14 protein-coding genes are annotated in these 14,059 nt (G+C 59.8%); 11 read left to right on the top strand and 3 right to left on the bottom strand.

Annotation, left to right across the window (positions count from 1 at the left end):
- The first annotated feature begins 229 nt into the window (after positions 1-229).
- From alaS to QZL67_RS02440, 4 genes are read left to right on the top strand one after another with little or no spacing between them, the layout of a single operon-like run.
- Positions 230-2,875: an alanine--tRNA ligase gene (gene alaS / locus QZL67_RS02425; protein ID WP_022289187.1), complete on the top strand. Its 2,646-nt coding sequence runs from the start codon at positions 230-232 to the stop codon at positions 2,873-2,875.
- Between the two features lie 3 nt (positions 2,876-2,878).
- Positions 2,879-3,418 (top strand): hypothetical protein, encoded by a 540-nt coding sequence (locus tag QZL67_RS02430; RefSeq protein WP_022289188.1) that lies wholly within the window; start codon positions 2,879-2,881, stop codon positions 3,416-3,418.
- A 39-nt stretch (positions 3,419-3,457) separates the two neighbouring features.
- Positions 3,458-3,631, top strand: coding sequence for a DUF4250 domain-containing protein (locus tag QZL67_RS02435; protein ID WP_022289189.1), 174 nt, complete (start codon positions 3,458-3,460; stop codon positions 3,629-3,631).
- 25 nt (positions 3,632-3,656) lie between these two features.
- The gene (locus tag QZL67_RS02440) at positions 3,657-3,995 is read left to right on the top strand and encodes a histidine triad nucleotide-binding protein (RefSeq protein WP_022289190.1); all 339 of its coding nucleotides are present in this window, start codon (positions 3,657-3,659) and stop codon (positions 3,993-3,995) included.
- Between the two features lie 72 nt (positions 3,996-4,067).
- On the opposite strand, the gene QZL67_RS02445 is transcribed toward QZL67_RS02440, so the two are convergent.
- Entirely contained in the window at positions 4,068-5,498 is a 1,431-nt protein-coding gene (locus tag QZL67_RS02445; RefSeq protein WP_022289191.1) for a sodium:solute symporter, read from the bottom strand.
- 298 nt (positions 5,499-5,796) lie between these two features.
- Here QZL67_RS02445 and QZL67_RS02450 point away from each other — a divergent pair, with 298 nt between their 5' ends.
- The 6 genes from QZL67_RS02450 to QZL67_RS02475 all read left to right on the top strand — a co-directional run bounded on the left by QZL67_RS02450 (position 5,797) and on the right by QZL67_RS02475 (position 12,128).
- The gene (locus tag QZL67_RS02450) at positions 5,797-6,021 is read left to right on the top strand and encodes a helix-turn-helix domain-containing protein (protein WP_022289192.1); all 225 of its coding nucleotides are present in this window, start codon (positions 5,797-5,799) and stop codon (positions 6,019-6,021) included.
- Positions 6,018-8,267 carry a DNA internalization-related competence protein ComEC/Rec2 gene (locus tag QZL67_RS02455; protein WP_022289193.1) on the top strand — a complete coding sequence of 750 codons (2,250 nt, stop codon included), beginning with the start codon at positions 6,018-6,020 and terminating at the stop codon, positions 8,265-8,267. Before QZL67_RS02450 ends, QZL67_RS02455 begins: the two co-directional genes overlap by 4 nt.
- A gap of 11 nt (positions 8,268-8,278) precedes the next feature.
- Positions 8,279-9,334, top strand: a complete 1,056-nt coding sequence (holA, locus tag QZL67_RS02460; protein WP_022289194.1) for a DNA polymerase III subunit delta — start codon at positions 8,279-8,281, stop codon at positions 9,332-9,334.
- Positions 9,331-9,942 (top strand): toprim domain-containing protein, encoded by a 612-nt coding sequence (locus QZL67_RS02465; RefSeq protein WP_022289195.1) that lies wholly within the window; start codon positions 9,331-9,333, stop codon positions 9,940-9,942. The genes holA and QZL67_RS02465 overlap by 4 nt, the downstream gene beginning before the upstream one ends.
- A 152-nt stretch (positions 9,943-10,094) precedes the next feature.
- Positions 10,095-10,340 carry a DUF6514 family protein gene (locus QZL67_RS02470; protein ID WP_022289196.1) on the top strand — a complete coding sequence of 82 codons (246 nt, stop codon included), beginning with the start codon at positions 10,095-10,097 and terminating at the stop codon, positions 10,338-10,340.
- 87 nt (positions 10,341-10,427) lie between these two features.
- Positions 10,428-12,128 carry a glutamine--tRNA ligase/YqeY domain fusion protein gene (locus QZL67_RS02475; protein ID WP_022289197.1) on the top strand — a complete coding sequence of 567 codons (1,701 nt, stop codon included), beginning with the start codon at positions 10,428-10,430 and terminating at the stop codon, positions 12,126-12,128.
- A gap of 72 nt (positions 12,129-12,200) precedes the next feature.
- Here the strand turns inward: QZL67_RS02475 and QZL67_RS02480 are convergent, their stop codons facing one another.
- Complete coding sequence (locus tag QZL67_RS02480) at positions 12,201-12,614, bottom strand: PaaI family thioesterase (protein ID WP_022289198.1); 414 nt, start codon at positions 12,612-12,614, stop codon at positions 12,201-12,203.
- 122 nt (positions 12,615-12,736) lie between these two features.
- A complete protein-coding gene (sigG, locus tag QZL67_RS02485; protein ID WP_022289199.1) occupies positions 12,737-13,507 on the bottom strand; it encodes an RNA polymerase sporulation sigma factor SigG in 771 nt (256 codons plus the stop codon).
- Between the two features lie 212 nt (positions 13,508-13,719).
- Between sigG and QZL67_RS02490 the strand changes: the two genes are divergently transcribed.
- Positions 13,720-14,010: a YlmC/YmxH family sporulation protein gene (locus QZL67_RS02490; protein WP_022289200.1), complete on the top strand. Its 291-nt coding sequence runs from the start codon at positions 13,720-13,722 to the stop codon at positions 14,008-14,010.
- The last annotated feature ends 49 nt before the right edge of the window (positions 14,011-14,059 follow it).

Below are 14,059 nucleotides of genomic sequence, written 5' to 3' on the forward strand. Positions count from 1 at the left end.
CAGCCACTTTGGAGCAGTCCGCGAAGAGCGGAACGGCCCATCCCCGTTACCGGATGACTGGAGATGCCCTCTCGGGAGGGCAGATCAGGGTGGTACCGTGGAGTTTATCCGCCCCTGACGCAGGTCAGGGGCGGTTTTTCTTTTCCGGGAACATCCGCCCGGTGCAGGAGCCGTTTGTCCAAACCCGTAAAACCATCCGGAAGGAAATGAATTTAGGAGGAAACACACTATGGCACATCCCTATCATGGACTCAACGAGCTGCGGGAGATGTTCCTGAGCTACTTTGAAAGCAAGGGTCATCTGCGTCTGCCCAGCTTTTCCCTGATCCCCCCGGCCAATGACAAGAGCCTGCTGCTCATCAACTCCGGCATGGCTCCCATGAAGACCTGGTTCACCCGGGAGGAGGAGCCCCCCCGGAACCGCGTCACCACCTGCCAGAAGTGCATCCGCACCGGCGACATCGAGAACATCGGCAAGACCGACCGCCACGGCACCTACTTTGAGATGCTGGGAAACTTCTCCTTTGGGGACTATTTCAAGAAGGAGGCCATCCCCTTCTGCTGGGAGTTCCTCACCAAGGTGGTAGGCCTGGAGGAGGACCGGCTGTACCCCTCCATCTACCTGGACGACGATGAGGCCTTTGAGATCTGGAACAAGGACATCGGCATCCCCGCCGAGCGGATCTTCCGCTTCGGCAAGGAGGACAACTTCTGGGAGCACGGTGCCGGTCCCTGCGGTCCCTGCTCCGAGGTGTACTATGACCGCGGCGAGGAGCACGGCTGCGGCAAGCCCACCTGCACAGTAGGCTGCGACTGCGACCGGTATATCGAGGTGTGGAACAACGTCTTCTCCCAGTTCGTCAACGACGGCGAGGGCCACTACACCGAGATGCTCAACAAGAACATCGATACCGGCATGGGTCTGGAGCGTCTGGCCTGCGTGTGCCAGAACGTCAACTCCCTCTTTGACGTGGACACCGTCATGAACATCACCCACAAGGTCAGCGAGATCACCGGTGCTCACTACGGCGAGAGCCACAAGACGGACGTGAGCCTGCGGGTCATCACCGACCACATTCGCTCCTCCGTCATGATGATCTGCGACGGCATCCTGCCCTCCAACGAGGGCCGGGGCTACGTACTGCGCCGTCTGCTGCGCCGGGCTGCCCGTCACGGAAAGCTCCTGGGTGTGGAGCGTCCCTTCCTCCATGAGGTGGTGGACACCGTGATCCATGAAAACGAGTGTGCCTATCCCGATCTGCGGGAGAAGCAGGCCTATATCACCAAGGTCATCCGCACCGAGGAGGAGAACTTCGCCCGCACCATCGACGGCGGCATGAAGATCTACGACGAAATGCTCTCCGCCCACAAGGCGGCAGGGGAGACGGTGTTCTCCGGTGCCGACGCCTTCAAGCTCTATGATACCTACGGCTTCCCCGTGGATCTGACGGCGGAGATGGCGGAAGAGGCTGGCATGAGCGTGGACCGTGAGGGCTTCGACAAGCTCATGGAAGAGCAGCGCGTCCGGGCCCGGAAGGCCCGTGAGGCGCTGGGCGATCTGGGCTGGGCCGGCATCGAGTTTGGCTCCGACATGCCCGCCACCGAGTTTGTGGGCTATACCTCCAACGAGATTGCGGATGCCAAGGTACTGGCTATTGTGGTGGACGGCGAGCTGCGGGACGCCATCGTCTCCGGCGCTGAGGCCACGGTAGTACTGGACAAGACTCCCTTCTACGCGGAGATGGGCGGCCAGGTGGCCGACCACGGCGTCATCACTGCCGACGGCTGCACCTTCACCGTACGGGATGTGCAGAAGAACAAGGGCGGCAAGTTCCTCCACACCGGTGTGCTGGAAAGCGGCGAGCTTAAGGTGGGCGACACCGTTTCCGCCTCCATCGATGTGGAGCGCCGCAAGGCCATCATGCGTGCCCACAGCGCCACCCATCTGCTGGATGCGGCGCTGAAGAAGGTGCTGGGCGACCATGTCCATCAGGCCGGCTCTCTGGTAGAGCCCGACCGGCTGCGTTTTGACTTCACCCACTTCGAGGCTATCACCCCCGACCAGCTCAGCGAGATCGACCACATGGTCAACGACGCCATCCTGGAGGGTTATCCCGTTGTCACCGAGGTGCTGCCTATTGAGGAAGCCAGAAAGAAGGGTGCTATCGCCATGTTCGGTGAGAAGTACGGCGAAACCGTCCGCGTGGTGGAGATGGGAGACTTCTCCATGGAGTTCTGCGGCGGTACCCATCTGGACAACACCGCCAAGGTCGGCTCCTTCCGCATCAAGTCCGAGTCCTCCATTGCCTCCGGCGTGCGGCGGATCGAGGCAACCGTGGGCAAGCTGACCCTGGAGACCGTCAACCGCAATCAGGAGATGCTCTTCCATGTGGCCCAGATGCTCAAGACCAATCCCGGTGAGCTGGAGACCAAGATCTCTCAGCAGCTCACCGAGATGAAGGAGCTGCGTCACGCGGTGGAGAAGTTCAAGGCTGAGGCGTCCCTGGGCGAGGCCCGGCAGTTCCTGATGTCCGCCAAGGATGTCAAGGGCCTGAAGGTCCTCACCGCCACCCGCAACGGCATGGATGCCAACGGCCTGCGGCAGATGGGCGACTTCCTCCGGGACAAGGAGCCCAACGTGGTGGCTGTGCTGGCCTCTGTCAACGGCGAGAAGATCAGCTTCCTGGCTGTGTGCGGCAAGGAGGCCGTGGCCCGGGGCATCAAGGCCGGCGAGCTGGTCAAGACCGTCTGCGCCGTCTGCGGCGGCAAGGGCGGCGGCAAGCCCGACAGCGCCATGGGCGGCGGCAGCGACCTTCTGAAGCTGGACGACGCGCTGGCCAGCGTGGACGATTTCGTCTCCGCCAAGCTGGGGTGAGCCATGGCAAAGCAGAGCGTAGCGCAGTTCGAGCACCGGCATACCCATGACCGGAAGTTTTTGCGGAGCTTTTACTGGCACTCCCTATCCCTCTCTCCGGTTTATATGGTGGTGTGGGCAGGCCTGTTCGTCCTGGGCATGGTGTTTGCAGTGCAGACCATCCGGGAGGGTTCCCGGGGGACAGGACTGCTCTGCGGCGTCGCCGCGCTGGTGTGTCTGGTACGGGGCTTTATCGCCGGCTGGGTCCGCCTGCTGCGGGAATACAACGGAATGGTCAAGGAATACGGCAAGGACGGCTGGGAATCGGTGATGCGCTTCGGCGACAAAATCGAGATGCTGGACGACGGCCGTTCCACCGCAGAAGTTGAATGGAGTGACTGCCGCAAGCTGGAGGACCAGGGAGCCTGGCTGTGCCTGGAATTCCGGGACGGCCTGGGATCTCTCTTTCTGCGCAAGTCTGATTTTTCCAAGGGGACAGCTGCGGAATTCTGTGCTTGGCTTGCCCAGGAGCACCCCGAAATCAAGCAGAGCGTGAAGAACTAAACTGCCTCTGCCTGACTACTGCGGCAAGGAGGAGAAGAAATGCTTCCCAAGGACCCTTATATTCTTTTAAGCGTTGTCAACGCCAGGCTCCGGGATCAGTACACAGATCTTGCGGACCTGTGCGCCAGCCTGGACGCGGATGAGGATACCCTGCGCCAAACCCTGGCAGGGGTTGACTATCATTACGATCCGGTCCATAATCAGTTTATCTAAACCTGTGGTAAAGGAGGTTTTTGAAATGTCTGATTGCTTGTTCTGCAACATCATTGCAGGGGAGATCCCCAGCAGCAAGGTGTATGAGGATGATGTCTGCTTTGCCTTCAACGACATTGCTCCCCAGGCGCCTACCCATTTTCTGGTGATCCCCAAGGCCCATATCCAGTCCGTCTCCGAGATCAACGGAGAGAACAGCAACGTGGTGGCCCATATCTTTGAGGTCATCGCCAAGCTGGCGAAGGAACAGGGCATGGAGAGCTACCGCGTGGTCTCCAACATTGGTGAGCAGGCGGGGCAGAGTGTGCATCACCTGCACTTCCACGTGCTCTCCGGCCGGGACATGACCTGGCCTCCGGGCTGAGACGCTCCAAAAATGAAAAAACACCCCCGATGCGTTGATCCGCACCGGGGGTGTTTTCATCAAAAAGATTGCTTACGGGTCCAGCTCCACCATGACAGTGGGAGCGGTTCGGCAGGTGGCAAGGCTCACCGCCAGCAGCAAAATACCGCAGGTAACGGCGCCGGGGACCGTAGCGCCCAAACCAAAGGGCTGGCCCGCCAGCTTCCAGCCCACGGTGACGAAGAAGCCGCCCAACATTCCGGCGATGATCCCGGCCTTGGTGGCCTTCTTCCAGTACAGCGCCGCCAGAGCAGGCAGGCCCGCCGCCGCCGCGTAAAATGCCCAGGCGAACATCAGCACGTCGTAGGCGCTCTTGATATACAGAGCGATGACCAGTGCCCCAAGGGCCAGGACCACAGAGGCGATGCGGGAGAAGAGGATCTCATGCTTCTCGCTCATCTGGGGGTGGAAGGTCTTTCCCAGGTCGCTGACTACTGTCTGGACGGACACCAGCAGGTAGCTGTCCGCAGTGCTCATCATCACGGACAAAATACCGGAGAGGGCAAGCCCGGTGAGGCCCGGCGGCAGGATCTTGATGGCCAGCGCCGGAATCACCGCGTCGGCGGTGCCGAACTCCTCCACCACGTTGGGCAGAATCTGCTGTGCGGCCAGACCCATCAAAAAGAGGAGGGCAATGGTCACTGCGTATACAGACGTCCCCCAGAACATTCCCTTCCGGGCGGCCTTTGGTGTCTTGGCGGCAAAAGCCCGCTGCCACATCTCTGCACCGGCCATGGTAAAGACCAGATAGGTGACGATATCGCCCAGAATCTCTCCGTCGATGTGAGGGGTGATGTAGCTCTTGTCCAGATTGGCCCAAAAATTGCCGAAACCTCCCAGGAACTCCAGACTGGCGGTGGGAATCATGAGATAGACAAAAATGATGAGCATGAAAAACTGCACCACATCTGTATACACCACGCCGAACAGGCCGGAGGCAGCCGTGTAGATGATAAAAATGGCGGTGGCGATCAGCGCGCCCATCTCGTAGCTGATGCCGATCTGCCCACCCAAAAGCTTGATGATGGTGGCGGTGGCGGTGACCTGAGCGGCAACGGTGCCCACCATGGCAAAGGCCACCATGGCGGCCAGGATGCACTTGGCACCCTTGCCGAAGCGGTATTCAAACAGCGCCGGAATGGATTCGATTCCATACCGTTCGCCTACCCGCTGGATGCGGCCGGCAAAGCCGGAGAAGATAAACATGCCCAGAAGGTAGGGAAGGGCAGTAGCTACGGCGGCAAAGCCTGTCGTATAGGCGATGCCGGCCCGGCCCATCATGGCGCTGCCGCCGATGATAGTGGCACATACCGTAGCAGCCAGCACCACGGGCCCCAGGGTGCGGCCCGCCACATAGTAATCATCGGTATTGTTGATCCGCTTGACGAACCAGACGCCCACGCCCAGCATGAACAGAAGATACGCCGCGATCACCAGCAGATCCAGAGTGGTCACTTCAATCATGGAGAACACTTCCTTTCCAAACGGGATTTTCTGTGCCGCCCGCGTTTCTCAACTGTGTCCGCGGGTGAAACGATTAACTTAAGTATAGCAATTTTACTGGTTTTTTGTCAAATTTTAGACATGATTTTATACAAATATACAACTGGAGCTTTTCAAATCTGTAAGAAGCGGAAAAGGTCGTCCTTTGCACCCTTGTTTTTGGCATGGATTCTGGTAAAATAAGAATAAAGTGAACCAAACGGTTTACTTTCTGCATATAAACGCAACCAAATGGTAACCTTTTCGAGAGGTGATTTGGTTGTATCTGCGGAGGGTGTACGATCTGCGGGAGGATCACGATGATACGCAAAAGGCGGTGGCGGAATATTTGGGAATCCAGCCCAATGTATACCGCCGGTATGAAAAGGGACTTCGGAATTTCCCGATTGATATTTTGGTAAAGCTGGCCGATTACTATCACGTCAGCACCGACTATCTGCTTGGCCGGACCGATGATCCCACACCGCCGCCAAAAAGCAAATGAGAAAGCTGGCCTGTTTTGCGGGGTCCTTTTCCCTGGGTATTTTTCTCGCCCAGTATCTGCTGCCCGTCTCCTGGCTGCTGCCGGGAGCGGGGGCGTGCTTTGCTGCGGCCTGCGGAGCATTGCTGCTGCCGGAACGCTGGCGCAGGCGGGTGCTTCTGGCCGGCGTGGGTCTGGCACTGGCGCTGGGGTGGAACTGGCTGTATGTACGGGAGGTTCAATCCCCTATGGAGGCGCTGGCAGGACAGCAGCGGCAGGTGACCATGACAGTGTGCGCCTATCCCTCCGCCACGGATTACGGTGCCAAGGCCACCGTCCGGATTGACGGCTTGCCCTGGGGAAAGGCCGTTTACTATGGGGACGAAACGCTGCTGGAACTGCGCCCGGGCCAGACCGTCGCAGATACGGTGCTGCTGCGCAGCGCCGGGAATATCCGGGATGACGACGTCACCACCTTTACCTCCAAGGGAATTTTTCTAATGGCCGTGTCGCGGGGAACACCGGAGACCGGCGCAGGCAGCGTTGGTTCTCCCCGCTGGTGGCCAGCGGAGCTGGGACGGGCCATGCAGCTTCGGATCGCCCAGCTCTTTACCGGGGACACTGCCGCTTTTCTCACTGCCATTTTAACCGGGGATCGTAGCGGGCTCTCCGTGCAGGCGGATTCAGACCTCTCGGAAGCCGGACTCAGCCATATTCTGGCGGTCTCCGGCATGCACTGCATGTTTCTGCTCCGAATGATTCAGGATGTTACGGGAAAGCACCGCCGCCGGCTAGTGGCCGGGTGGGGGATTCCCGTGCTGGCATTTTATGCCCTGCTCACCGGCGGCAGCCCCTCTGTGGTACGGGCCTGTGTGATGGTGATTTTCTATCTGACGGCGCCCTTGTTCGGGCGGGAGAGCGATGGCCCTACCGCGCTGACATCGGCACTCTTTTGTATTTTACTGGTCAATCCCTTTGCCGCGGCATCTATCAGCTTGCAGCTCTCCTTCGGGGCCATGGCAGGGCTTTTGTGGGTGAGCAGCCGGCTGTACCGGATGCTGTCTGAGAAGAAAAAACATGGGAAGGTGTTTTGCTTTACAGTATCCAGCTTTTCGGCGTCTATTGGTGCGTTGATTTTCACGTGGCCTCTGGCGGCATACTACTTTGGAACATTGGTGCTGGTATCCCCGCTGAGTAATCTGCTCTGCCTTTGGGCAGCCAGCGGGATCTTCCTGACGGGCCTTTTGTCTCTGGGTGTGAGTGTGATCTGGCTGCCGCTGGGCACGCTCATCGGGTTGGTGCCCCGGCTGCTCATCGCGTACCTGCTCCGGGCCGCCCATATGCTGGCATCGCTGCCGCATCACGCACTGTCCATGGATAACCGGTATCTGTGGCTGTGGCTGGCGTTTGCCTATATCCTGTTTGCCGCTGCGTATCTGGGAAGGGGCGGAAAGCGGCGCAGATCTGTCCTGGCGGCGGTTTTGGCAGCGGTGACACTGGGGGCGTCCATCCGTCTGTGGGTGGGGCGCTATGAGGATGGCCGCCTCCATATCCTGGCGCTGGATGTGGGGCAGGGGGCCAGCACACTTCTGTGCGACGGCGGAGCCTTCGCACTGGTGGACTGCGGCAGCTCCAACAGCTGGTACAGCGCCGGAGACATCGCGGCCAACCGACTCAGGAGTATGGGGTGCGACCGGCTGGACACGTTGGTTCTGACCCATTACGATACCGACCATGTCAACGGCGTGGAGGAGCTGATGACGCTGCTGCCGGTGGAAACCCTGCTGGTGCCGGACACCGCGGACGACACAGGAGTGCGGGAGAGCGTGCTCCTTGCGGCTGCGGCCCACGGAACGGCCGTGAAGATGGTGACGGATGTACACACCATCTCTATGGGAGAAAGCACGCTGCGGCTCTATCCCGTAGCCGGCGGAGAAACGGACAACGACAGCGGCCTTGCGTTGCTGTGCAGCCGGGAAGAACACGATCTTCTGATTACCGGCGATATGGACGCCGCCGGAGAACGGCGGCTGCTGGAGACCTGGGAACTTCCGGACATCGATATTCTGGAGGTGGGGCACCACGGCTCCGCGTCCTCCACCTGCGAGGATCTGCTGGACGCACTGCGGCCGGAGACGGCCATCATCAGCGTGGGCAGCGGCAACAGCTACGGGCACCCTGCCGATGAGACACTGCGGCGGCTCCGGAAGGTCGGAGCGGATATCTACCGCACAGATCTGCAGGGGACCATCGAACTGACTTTGAATTGAGGAACGGACACATGGCATATATCAAAAAAAACGCAAAAACCAATGAGGCATTTCAAAAGCTCAAGGCGGACCTCTCCGCCGGAACGCCGGGCTGCGCCTACATCTTTTACGGAGAGGAGAGCTATCTCCGGGAGTACTACCTGGGGGAGCTGCGGAAAAAGCTGGTCCCCGCCGGGTTCGAGGAATTCAACTATCACCGGCTGGAGGGAAAGGATCTGACGGTCCAATCCCTGGGAGAGATGGCGGAGGCCATGCCCATGATGTCGGAGCGGACGCTGATCGTAGTGACGGACTGGGACCTTTACAAACTGGGGGAGGAGCAGCGGGAAAAACTGATTTCCTTCCTGGACGACATCCCACCTTACTGCTGCGTGGTATTCGTGTATGACACGGTGGAATATAAACCCAACCGGACCCTCAAGAAGCTGACAAAGGCCATTGCAGACCATGTGCAGGCGGTGGAGTTCCGGGCGGCGGAGAACAGCGACCTCATCGCCTGGATTGCCCGGCGGTTCCGGGCACTGGGGAAGGATATCGACCGCCAGACGGCGGAGTACCTGATCTTCACCTGCGGCGGACTGATGACGGGGCTCGTGCCGGAGATCACCAAGATCGGCACCTACGCCAAGGGCAAAATCATCACACAGAAGGACATCGACGCAGTGGCAGACCCGGTCCTCTCGGCGGAGGTGTTCCGCCTTTCCGACGCCGTGGTCCAGGGAAATTATGACCGGGCGGCCCAGATTCTGGGAGACCTTCTGAAGATGCAGACGGAGCCCATTGTCATCCTGGCAGCCCTGGGCAGCCAGCTCCGCCGGATTTACACCGCCCGCATGGCCATCGACAGCGGAAAGGACAAATACTGGCTCATGGAGCTCTGGGAGATGAAGTCCGACTACCCGGCAAAACTGCTGCTCCAGGCGGCGAAAAAGACCAACGCCGCCTGGTGCGGCGACGCGGTGACTATGTGCCAGGTGCTGGACCGGCGGATGAAGAGCGAAAAGGGCATCGACCCGGCAGGCGAGCTGAAGCTGCTGCTGGTGCGGCTGGGAGCGGGACGGCGATGAAGAAGATCAAGGAAGTCATCGTGGTGGAGGGCCGCTACGACAAAAATACCCTCTCCCAGGTGGTAGACGCTACCGTTGTCACCCTGGGAGGCTTTGCGGTGTTCAACGACCGGGAGAAGCTGGCCTTTCTCCGCCGTCTGGCACTGGAGCGGGGCCTCATCGTGCTGACCGACAGCGACGGCGCCGGCTTTGTGATCCGCAATTACCTCAAGGGCGCGCTGCCCCGGGATCGGGTCAAGCAGGCCTATATCCCGGACATCCACGGCAAGGAGCGTCGCAAGCGGGCCCCCGGCAAGGAGGGCAAGCTGGGTGTGGAGGGGATGCGTCCCCAGGTTCTGCTGGAATCTCTCCGCCGGGCGGGGGCCACGTTTCTGGATGAGGCGGATCAGCCTGCCGCTGGGAAGGAGCCCATCACAAAGGCGGACCTGTTCGCCCTGGGACTCACCGGCGGCACCGGCAGCGCCGCCCGGCGGCAGGTCCTGCTGCGGCATCTGGATCTGCCGGAGCACCTGACGCCCAACGCTTTGCTGGAGGCGCTGAACCTGCTCTATACCCGGGAAACGTTTATGCAGACTGCCCAGACGCTCTTTTCCGGGGAAAACGCATAATCATACAAACATTTGTATGATTCGACAAAATTTATGTATTTTAACAGCATAAATTGGAAGAACAATCCATTACCCGCCAAAATTCGACAAATTCCGCGCAAGACCCGTGCTACCCTTACTCCTGAAAGAAATCCATGGGGGAGGGGTTTCGCTTGCGGAGAATTTTTGTTGGGGACGCCGCTTGCGGCCAAAAGTTGATCCGCTATTATTTATTGGAACACGAGATTGCCGGGCGGACATGCTACGGCATCCAGGTGGAAACCGGCGGGGAGAAAGCTGTGATCCCATGCATCACGCCGTCACAGGTCGCCGTGCTGGCACTGGCAGAGCGGCTGATCCGGGGGTGTGTGACCCCGGTGACGGCCCGGGACGTGGTGGAGGACTGGCTGCTGACGTGAGTCCGGATTGTCCCTTGCAATTTTCAGGCGGATTCTGTATAATAAAATTCTGCTTTTGAGAATGCTGTATTGGGAGGACTGACACGCATGGCAGATGAGAAGAAAACCGTGCAGGAGGAGCTGCCGGAGAGCCGGAACTTCATCCACGCTTTTATCGAGGAGGATATCGCCCCCGGCGGACAGTTTGAGGGCATGACCGTCCACACCCGTTTCCCGCCGGAGCCCAACGGCTATCTGCATATCGGCCACTGCAAGGCACTGTGCATCGACTTCGGCACCGCCGAAAAGTTCGGCGGACTGTGCAACCTGCGGATGGACGACACCAATCCCGCCAAGGAGGACACGGAGTACGTGGACGCCATCCAGGAGGATATCCACTGGCTGGGCTTTGACTGGGGTGACCGCTTTTTCTACGGGTCCGACTATTTTGAGCAGGACTACCAGTTTGCCGTGGAACTGATCAAGAAGGGCCTTGCCTATGTCTGCGAGCTCAGCCCTGAAGAGTTCAAAGCCAACCGGGGCGACGTGGGCGTACCCGCCGTCAGCCCGTACCGGGACCGGCCCATCGAGGAGAGCCTGGACCTCTTTGAGCGTATGCGCAACGGCGAATTCCCGGAGGGGTCCAAGACCCTGCGGGCCAAGATTGACCTGGCCTCCGGCAACTTCAACCTGCGGGACCCGGTCATCTACCGCATCCGCTATATCCATCATCACCGGCAGGGGGACAAGTGGTGCATCTTCCCAATGTACGACTTCGCCCATCCCATTCAGGACGCCCTGGAGGGCATCACCCACTCTCTGTGCTCTCTGGAATATGAGGAGCACCGTCCCCTGTACGACTGGGTGGTCAGCAATATCTCCATTCCGTACCACAAGCCCCGCCAGATCGAGTTTGCCCGGCTGAATATCGACCACACCGTCATGAGCAAGCGCAAGCTCCGCCGCCTGGTGGAGGAGGGGCGGGTCTCCGGCTGGGACGATCCCCGGATGCCGACTCTGTGCGGCCTGCGCCGCCGGGGCTATACGCCCAAGTCCATCCGCAATTTCTGCGACCGTATCGGCGTTGCCAAGACGCCCTCCGTCATTGAATACTCCTTCCTGGAGCACTGCCTGCGGGAGGATCTCAATGAGACCGCCCAGCGGGTGATGGCGGTGCTGCACCCGGTGAAGCTGACCATCACCAACTACCCCGAGGGCCAGAGCGAGACGGTCACCGTGGAGAACAATCCTGTGGACCCCACCGCCGGTACCCGGGAAGTCACGTTTTCCCGTCACCTGTGGGTGGAGGCAGACGATTTCCTGGAGACGCCGGTGCCCAAGTACAAGCGTCTCTTCCCGGGCGGTCCCGAGTGCCGCCTCAAGGGTGCCTATCTCATCACCTGCACCGGCTGCGTGAAGGACGATGACGGCAATGTGACGGAGATCCTGGCGGAGTACGACCCCGAGAGCCGGGGCGGCGATCCTGCCGACGGCCGGAAGGTCAAAGGTGCCACACTGCACTGGGTGGATGCCGCCACTGCCGTGGACGCCGAGGTCCGTCTCTACGACAACCTCTTCTCCGATCCCAGTCCCGATGCGGCGGACAAGGATTTCATCGCCTGCCTGAATCCGGATTCCCTGCAGGTCCTCACAGGCTGCAAGGTGGAGGCCGGTCTGGCCAATGCCACCGCGCCCGCAAACTTCCAGTTCATGCGTCTGGGCTATTTCTGCCTGGACAACAAGGACGCGAAGCCCGGTCACTTGGTATTCAACCGGAGCGTCAGCCTGAAGGACAGCTTTAAGAAATAAGAAAAAGCGGAGTGCTGTGCGCTCCGCTTTTTTCTTCTCCGCAGTTTGCTTTTGCGGCATGATTTGCCGCGCTCAGATCTCGATCTTCCGATCCAGGCGGTAGAAGGTGAAAATACCGGTCCCCAGCAGGGTACCGTCCTGATTGGTAATGCGCACATCAAAGAAGGACAGTGTGCGGCCGTGCTTGCTCTCCTGCGCTTCGGCGGTGAGCACGTCTCCCAGCTGGGCACTGCGCAGGAAATTATAGTTTGCGTTCACCGTCACGGCAAGATACCCGTGAGAAGCCATGGCGGACCCGCTGGCGGTATCGGCCATGGAGAAGTATACGCCGCCGTGCGGCACGCCCACCGGATTCAGATCCTCCGGCCCCACGGTCTTGGTGACCCGGGCATAGCCCTCCCGCAGCTCCTCCACCCAGATCCCAAGTCTCTTGCAGAAGGGATTGGTGGTGTTCCGGCTTTCCTTGATCTTTTCGTAGATATCCATACAAGACTGCTCCTTCGCGATGTTTTTCCCATTGTACCGCAGAAGGGGGCCCACGTCAAAGAAAAGCTGAGGGGAGAGGCGTGACCGAAAAAGCGGCCTCTTCAGGCCGCTTTTGGAAGTTCTCAGATATTTTTTTTAATGGTGTTGATGGCGCCCTTTTCCAAACGGGAAACCTGGGCCTGGGAGATTCCCACCTCGGCAGAGACCTCCATCTGGGTCTTGCCCTCGTAAAATCGGAGGGAGAGGATGCGCCGCTCCCGGGGGTCCAGCCGTTTGAGTGCCTCCTTGAGGGCAATGCGGTCCGTCCAGTCCTCGTCGGTATTTTTCGTGTCCCGGACCTGGTCCATGACGCAGATGGCGTCCCCACTGTCGGAATACACCGGTTCGTACAAAGATACCGGGTCCACGATGGCATCCATGGCGAACACCACCTCCTCCCGGGGCAGATCCAGCTCCTTTGCGATCTGCTCCACCGACGGCTCCCGCTGGTTCTCCGCCAGCAGGCGGTCCCGGACCTGAAGCACCCGATAGGCGGTGTCCCGCATGGAGCGGGATACCCGGATGGCGCTGTTGTCCCGGAGGTAGCGGCGGATCTCACCGATGATCATGGGGACACCGTAGGTGGAAAAACGTACCGGCTGGTTGATGTCGAAGTTATCGATGGCTTTGATAAGGCCCACACAGCCCACCTGAAAGAGGTCGTCGGCATTTTCACCCCGGCTGGAAAACCGCTGGATCACGGACAGCACCAGCCGTAGGTTTCCCTCGATCAGCCGCTGGCGGGCATTCTGATCCCCGGCCTTGGCTTGGCGCAGCAGCGCCATGGTTTCCTCGTTTTTCAGCACCGGCAGCCGGGCGGTGTTGACGCCCGCGATCTCTACTTTACCCTGCATCCAAGCAGCCTCCCCACACATGTCTAGAGCTTCTTTGGTCAGTATGGACGGCGGCGTTTTTTCCTATACTGGAAGCTTTTGTCGCTTTGTGGGCGGCGTGGCGGTCTTTTGCGGGGGAACGGTAGAAGAACTTTTTCCTGTCCGGGCAGGGGAGAGGCCCAGCATAGGACGGCCTGCCGGATGCATAGCCTCTTTTGAAAGAGGTGAGCGCCATGCAGTGCAGAATCCGGGATTTTCGGTGCAAGGAGGTCATCAACATCTGCGACGGCTGCCGCCTGGGATATGTGTCGGATGTGGATGTCCGCGTCCCCGAGGGGCAGGTGGTGGCAATCGTGGTGTACGGCCCCTGCCGCTTTTTCGGGCTTTTCGGCAGCCGGGAGGAGTTTTATATTCCCTGGGAGTGTATCCAGAGGATCGGGGACGATATCATCCTCATCGACAAGCCCTTCCAGCGCCGGGACCCCCGCATGGAGCGGAAACGGCGGCGGAAATTCGGCGGATGACCGGCAAGCGCGGAAATTCCGGTGGTTTTACCGGAATTTCCGCGCATTT

Origin of the sequence: Oscillibacter sp. CAG:155 (assembly GCA_000436875.1) — a bacterium.
Classification (GTDB): domain Bacteria; phylum Bacillota; class Clostridia; order Oscillospirales; family Oscillospiraceae; genus Oscillibacter.

Bases quoted from the DNA above. Each gene is read 5' to 3' on its own strand.
- QZL67_RS02480 (WP_022289198.1), bottom strand. From the start codon at position 12,614: ATGGATATCTACGAAAAGATCAAGGAAAGCCGGAACACCACCAATCCC.
- QZL67_RS02490 (WP_022289200.1), top strand. From the start codon at position 13,720: ATGCAGTGCAGAATCCGGGATTTTCGGTGCAAGGAGGTCATCAACATC.
- QZL67_RS02445 (WP_022289191.1), bottom strand. From the start codon at position 5,498: ATGATTGAAGTGACCACTCTGGATCTGCTGGTGATCGCGGCGTATCTT.
- QZL67_RS02430 (WP_022289188.1), top strand. From the start codon at position 2,879: ATGGCAAAGCAGAGCGTAGCGCAGTTCGAGCACCGGCATACCCATGAC.
- QZL67_RS02440 (WP_022289190.1), top strand. From the start codon at position 3,657: ATGTCTGATTGCTTGTTCTGCAACATCATTGCAGGGGAGATCCCCAGC.
- alaS (WP_022289187.1), top strand. From the start codon at position 230: ATGGCACATCCCTATCATGGACTCAACGAGCTGCGGGAGATGTTCCTG.
- QZL67_RS02435 (WP_022289189.1), top strand. From the start codon at position 3,458: ATGCTTCCCAAGGACCCTTATATTCTTTTAAGCGTTGTCAACGCCAGG.
- QZL67_RS02455 (WP_022289193.1), top strand. From the start codon at position 6,018: ATGAGAAAGCTGGCCTGTTTTGCGGGGTCCTTTTCCCTGGGTATTTTT.
- holA (WP_022289194.1), top strand. From the start codon at position 8,279: ATGGCATATATCAAAAAAAACGCAAAAACCAATGAGGCATTTCAAAAG.
- QZL67_RS02475 (WP_022289197.1), top strand. From the start codon at position 10,428: ATGGCAGATGAGAAGAAAACCGTGCAGGAGGAGCTGCCGGAGAGCCGG.
- sigG (WP_022289199.1), bottom strand. From the start codon at position 13,507: ATGCAGGGTAAAGTAGAGATCGCGGGCGTCAACACCGCCCGGCTGCCG.
- QZL67_RS02465 (WP_022289195.1), top strand. From the start codon at position 9,331: ATGAAGAAGATCAAGGAAGTCATCGTGGTGGAGGGCCGCTACGACAAA.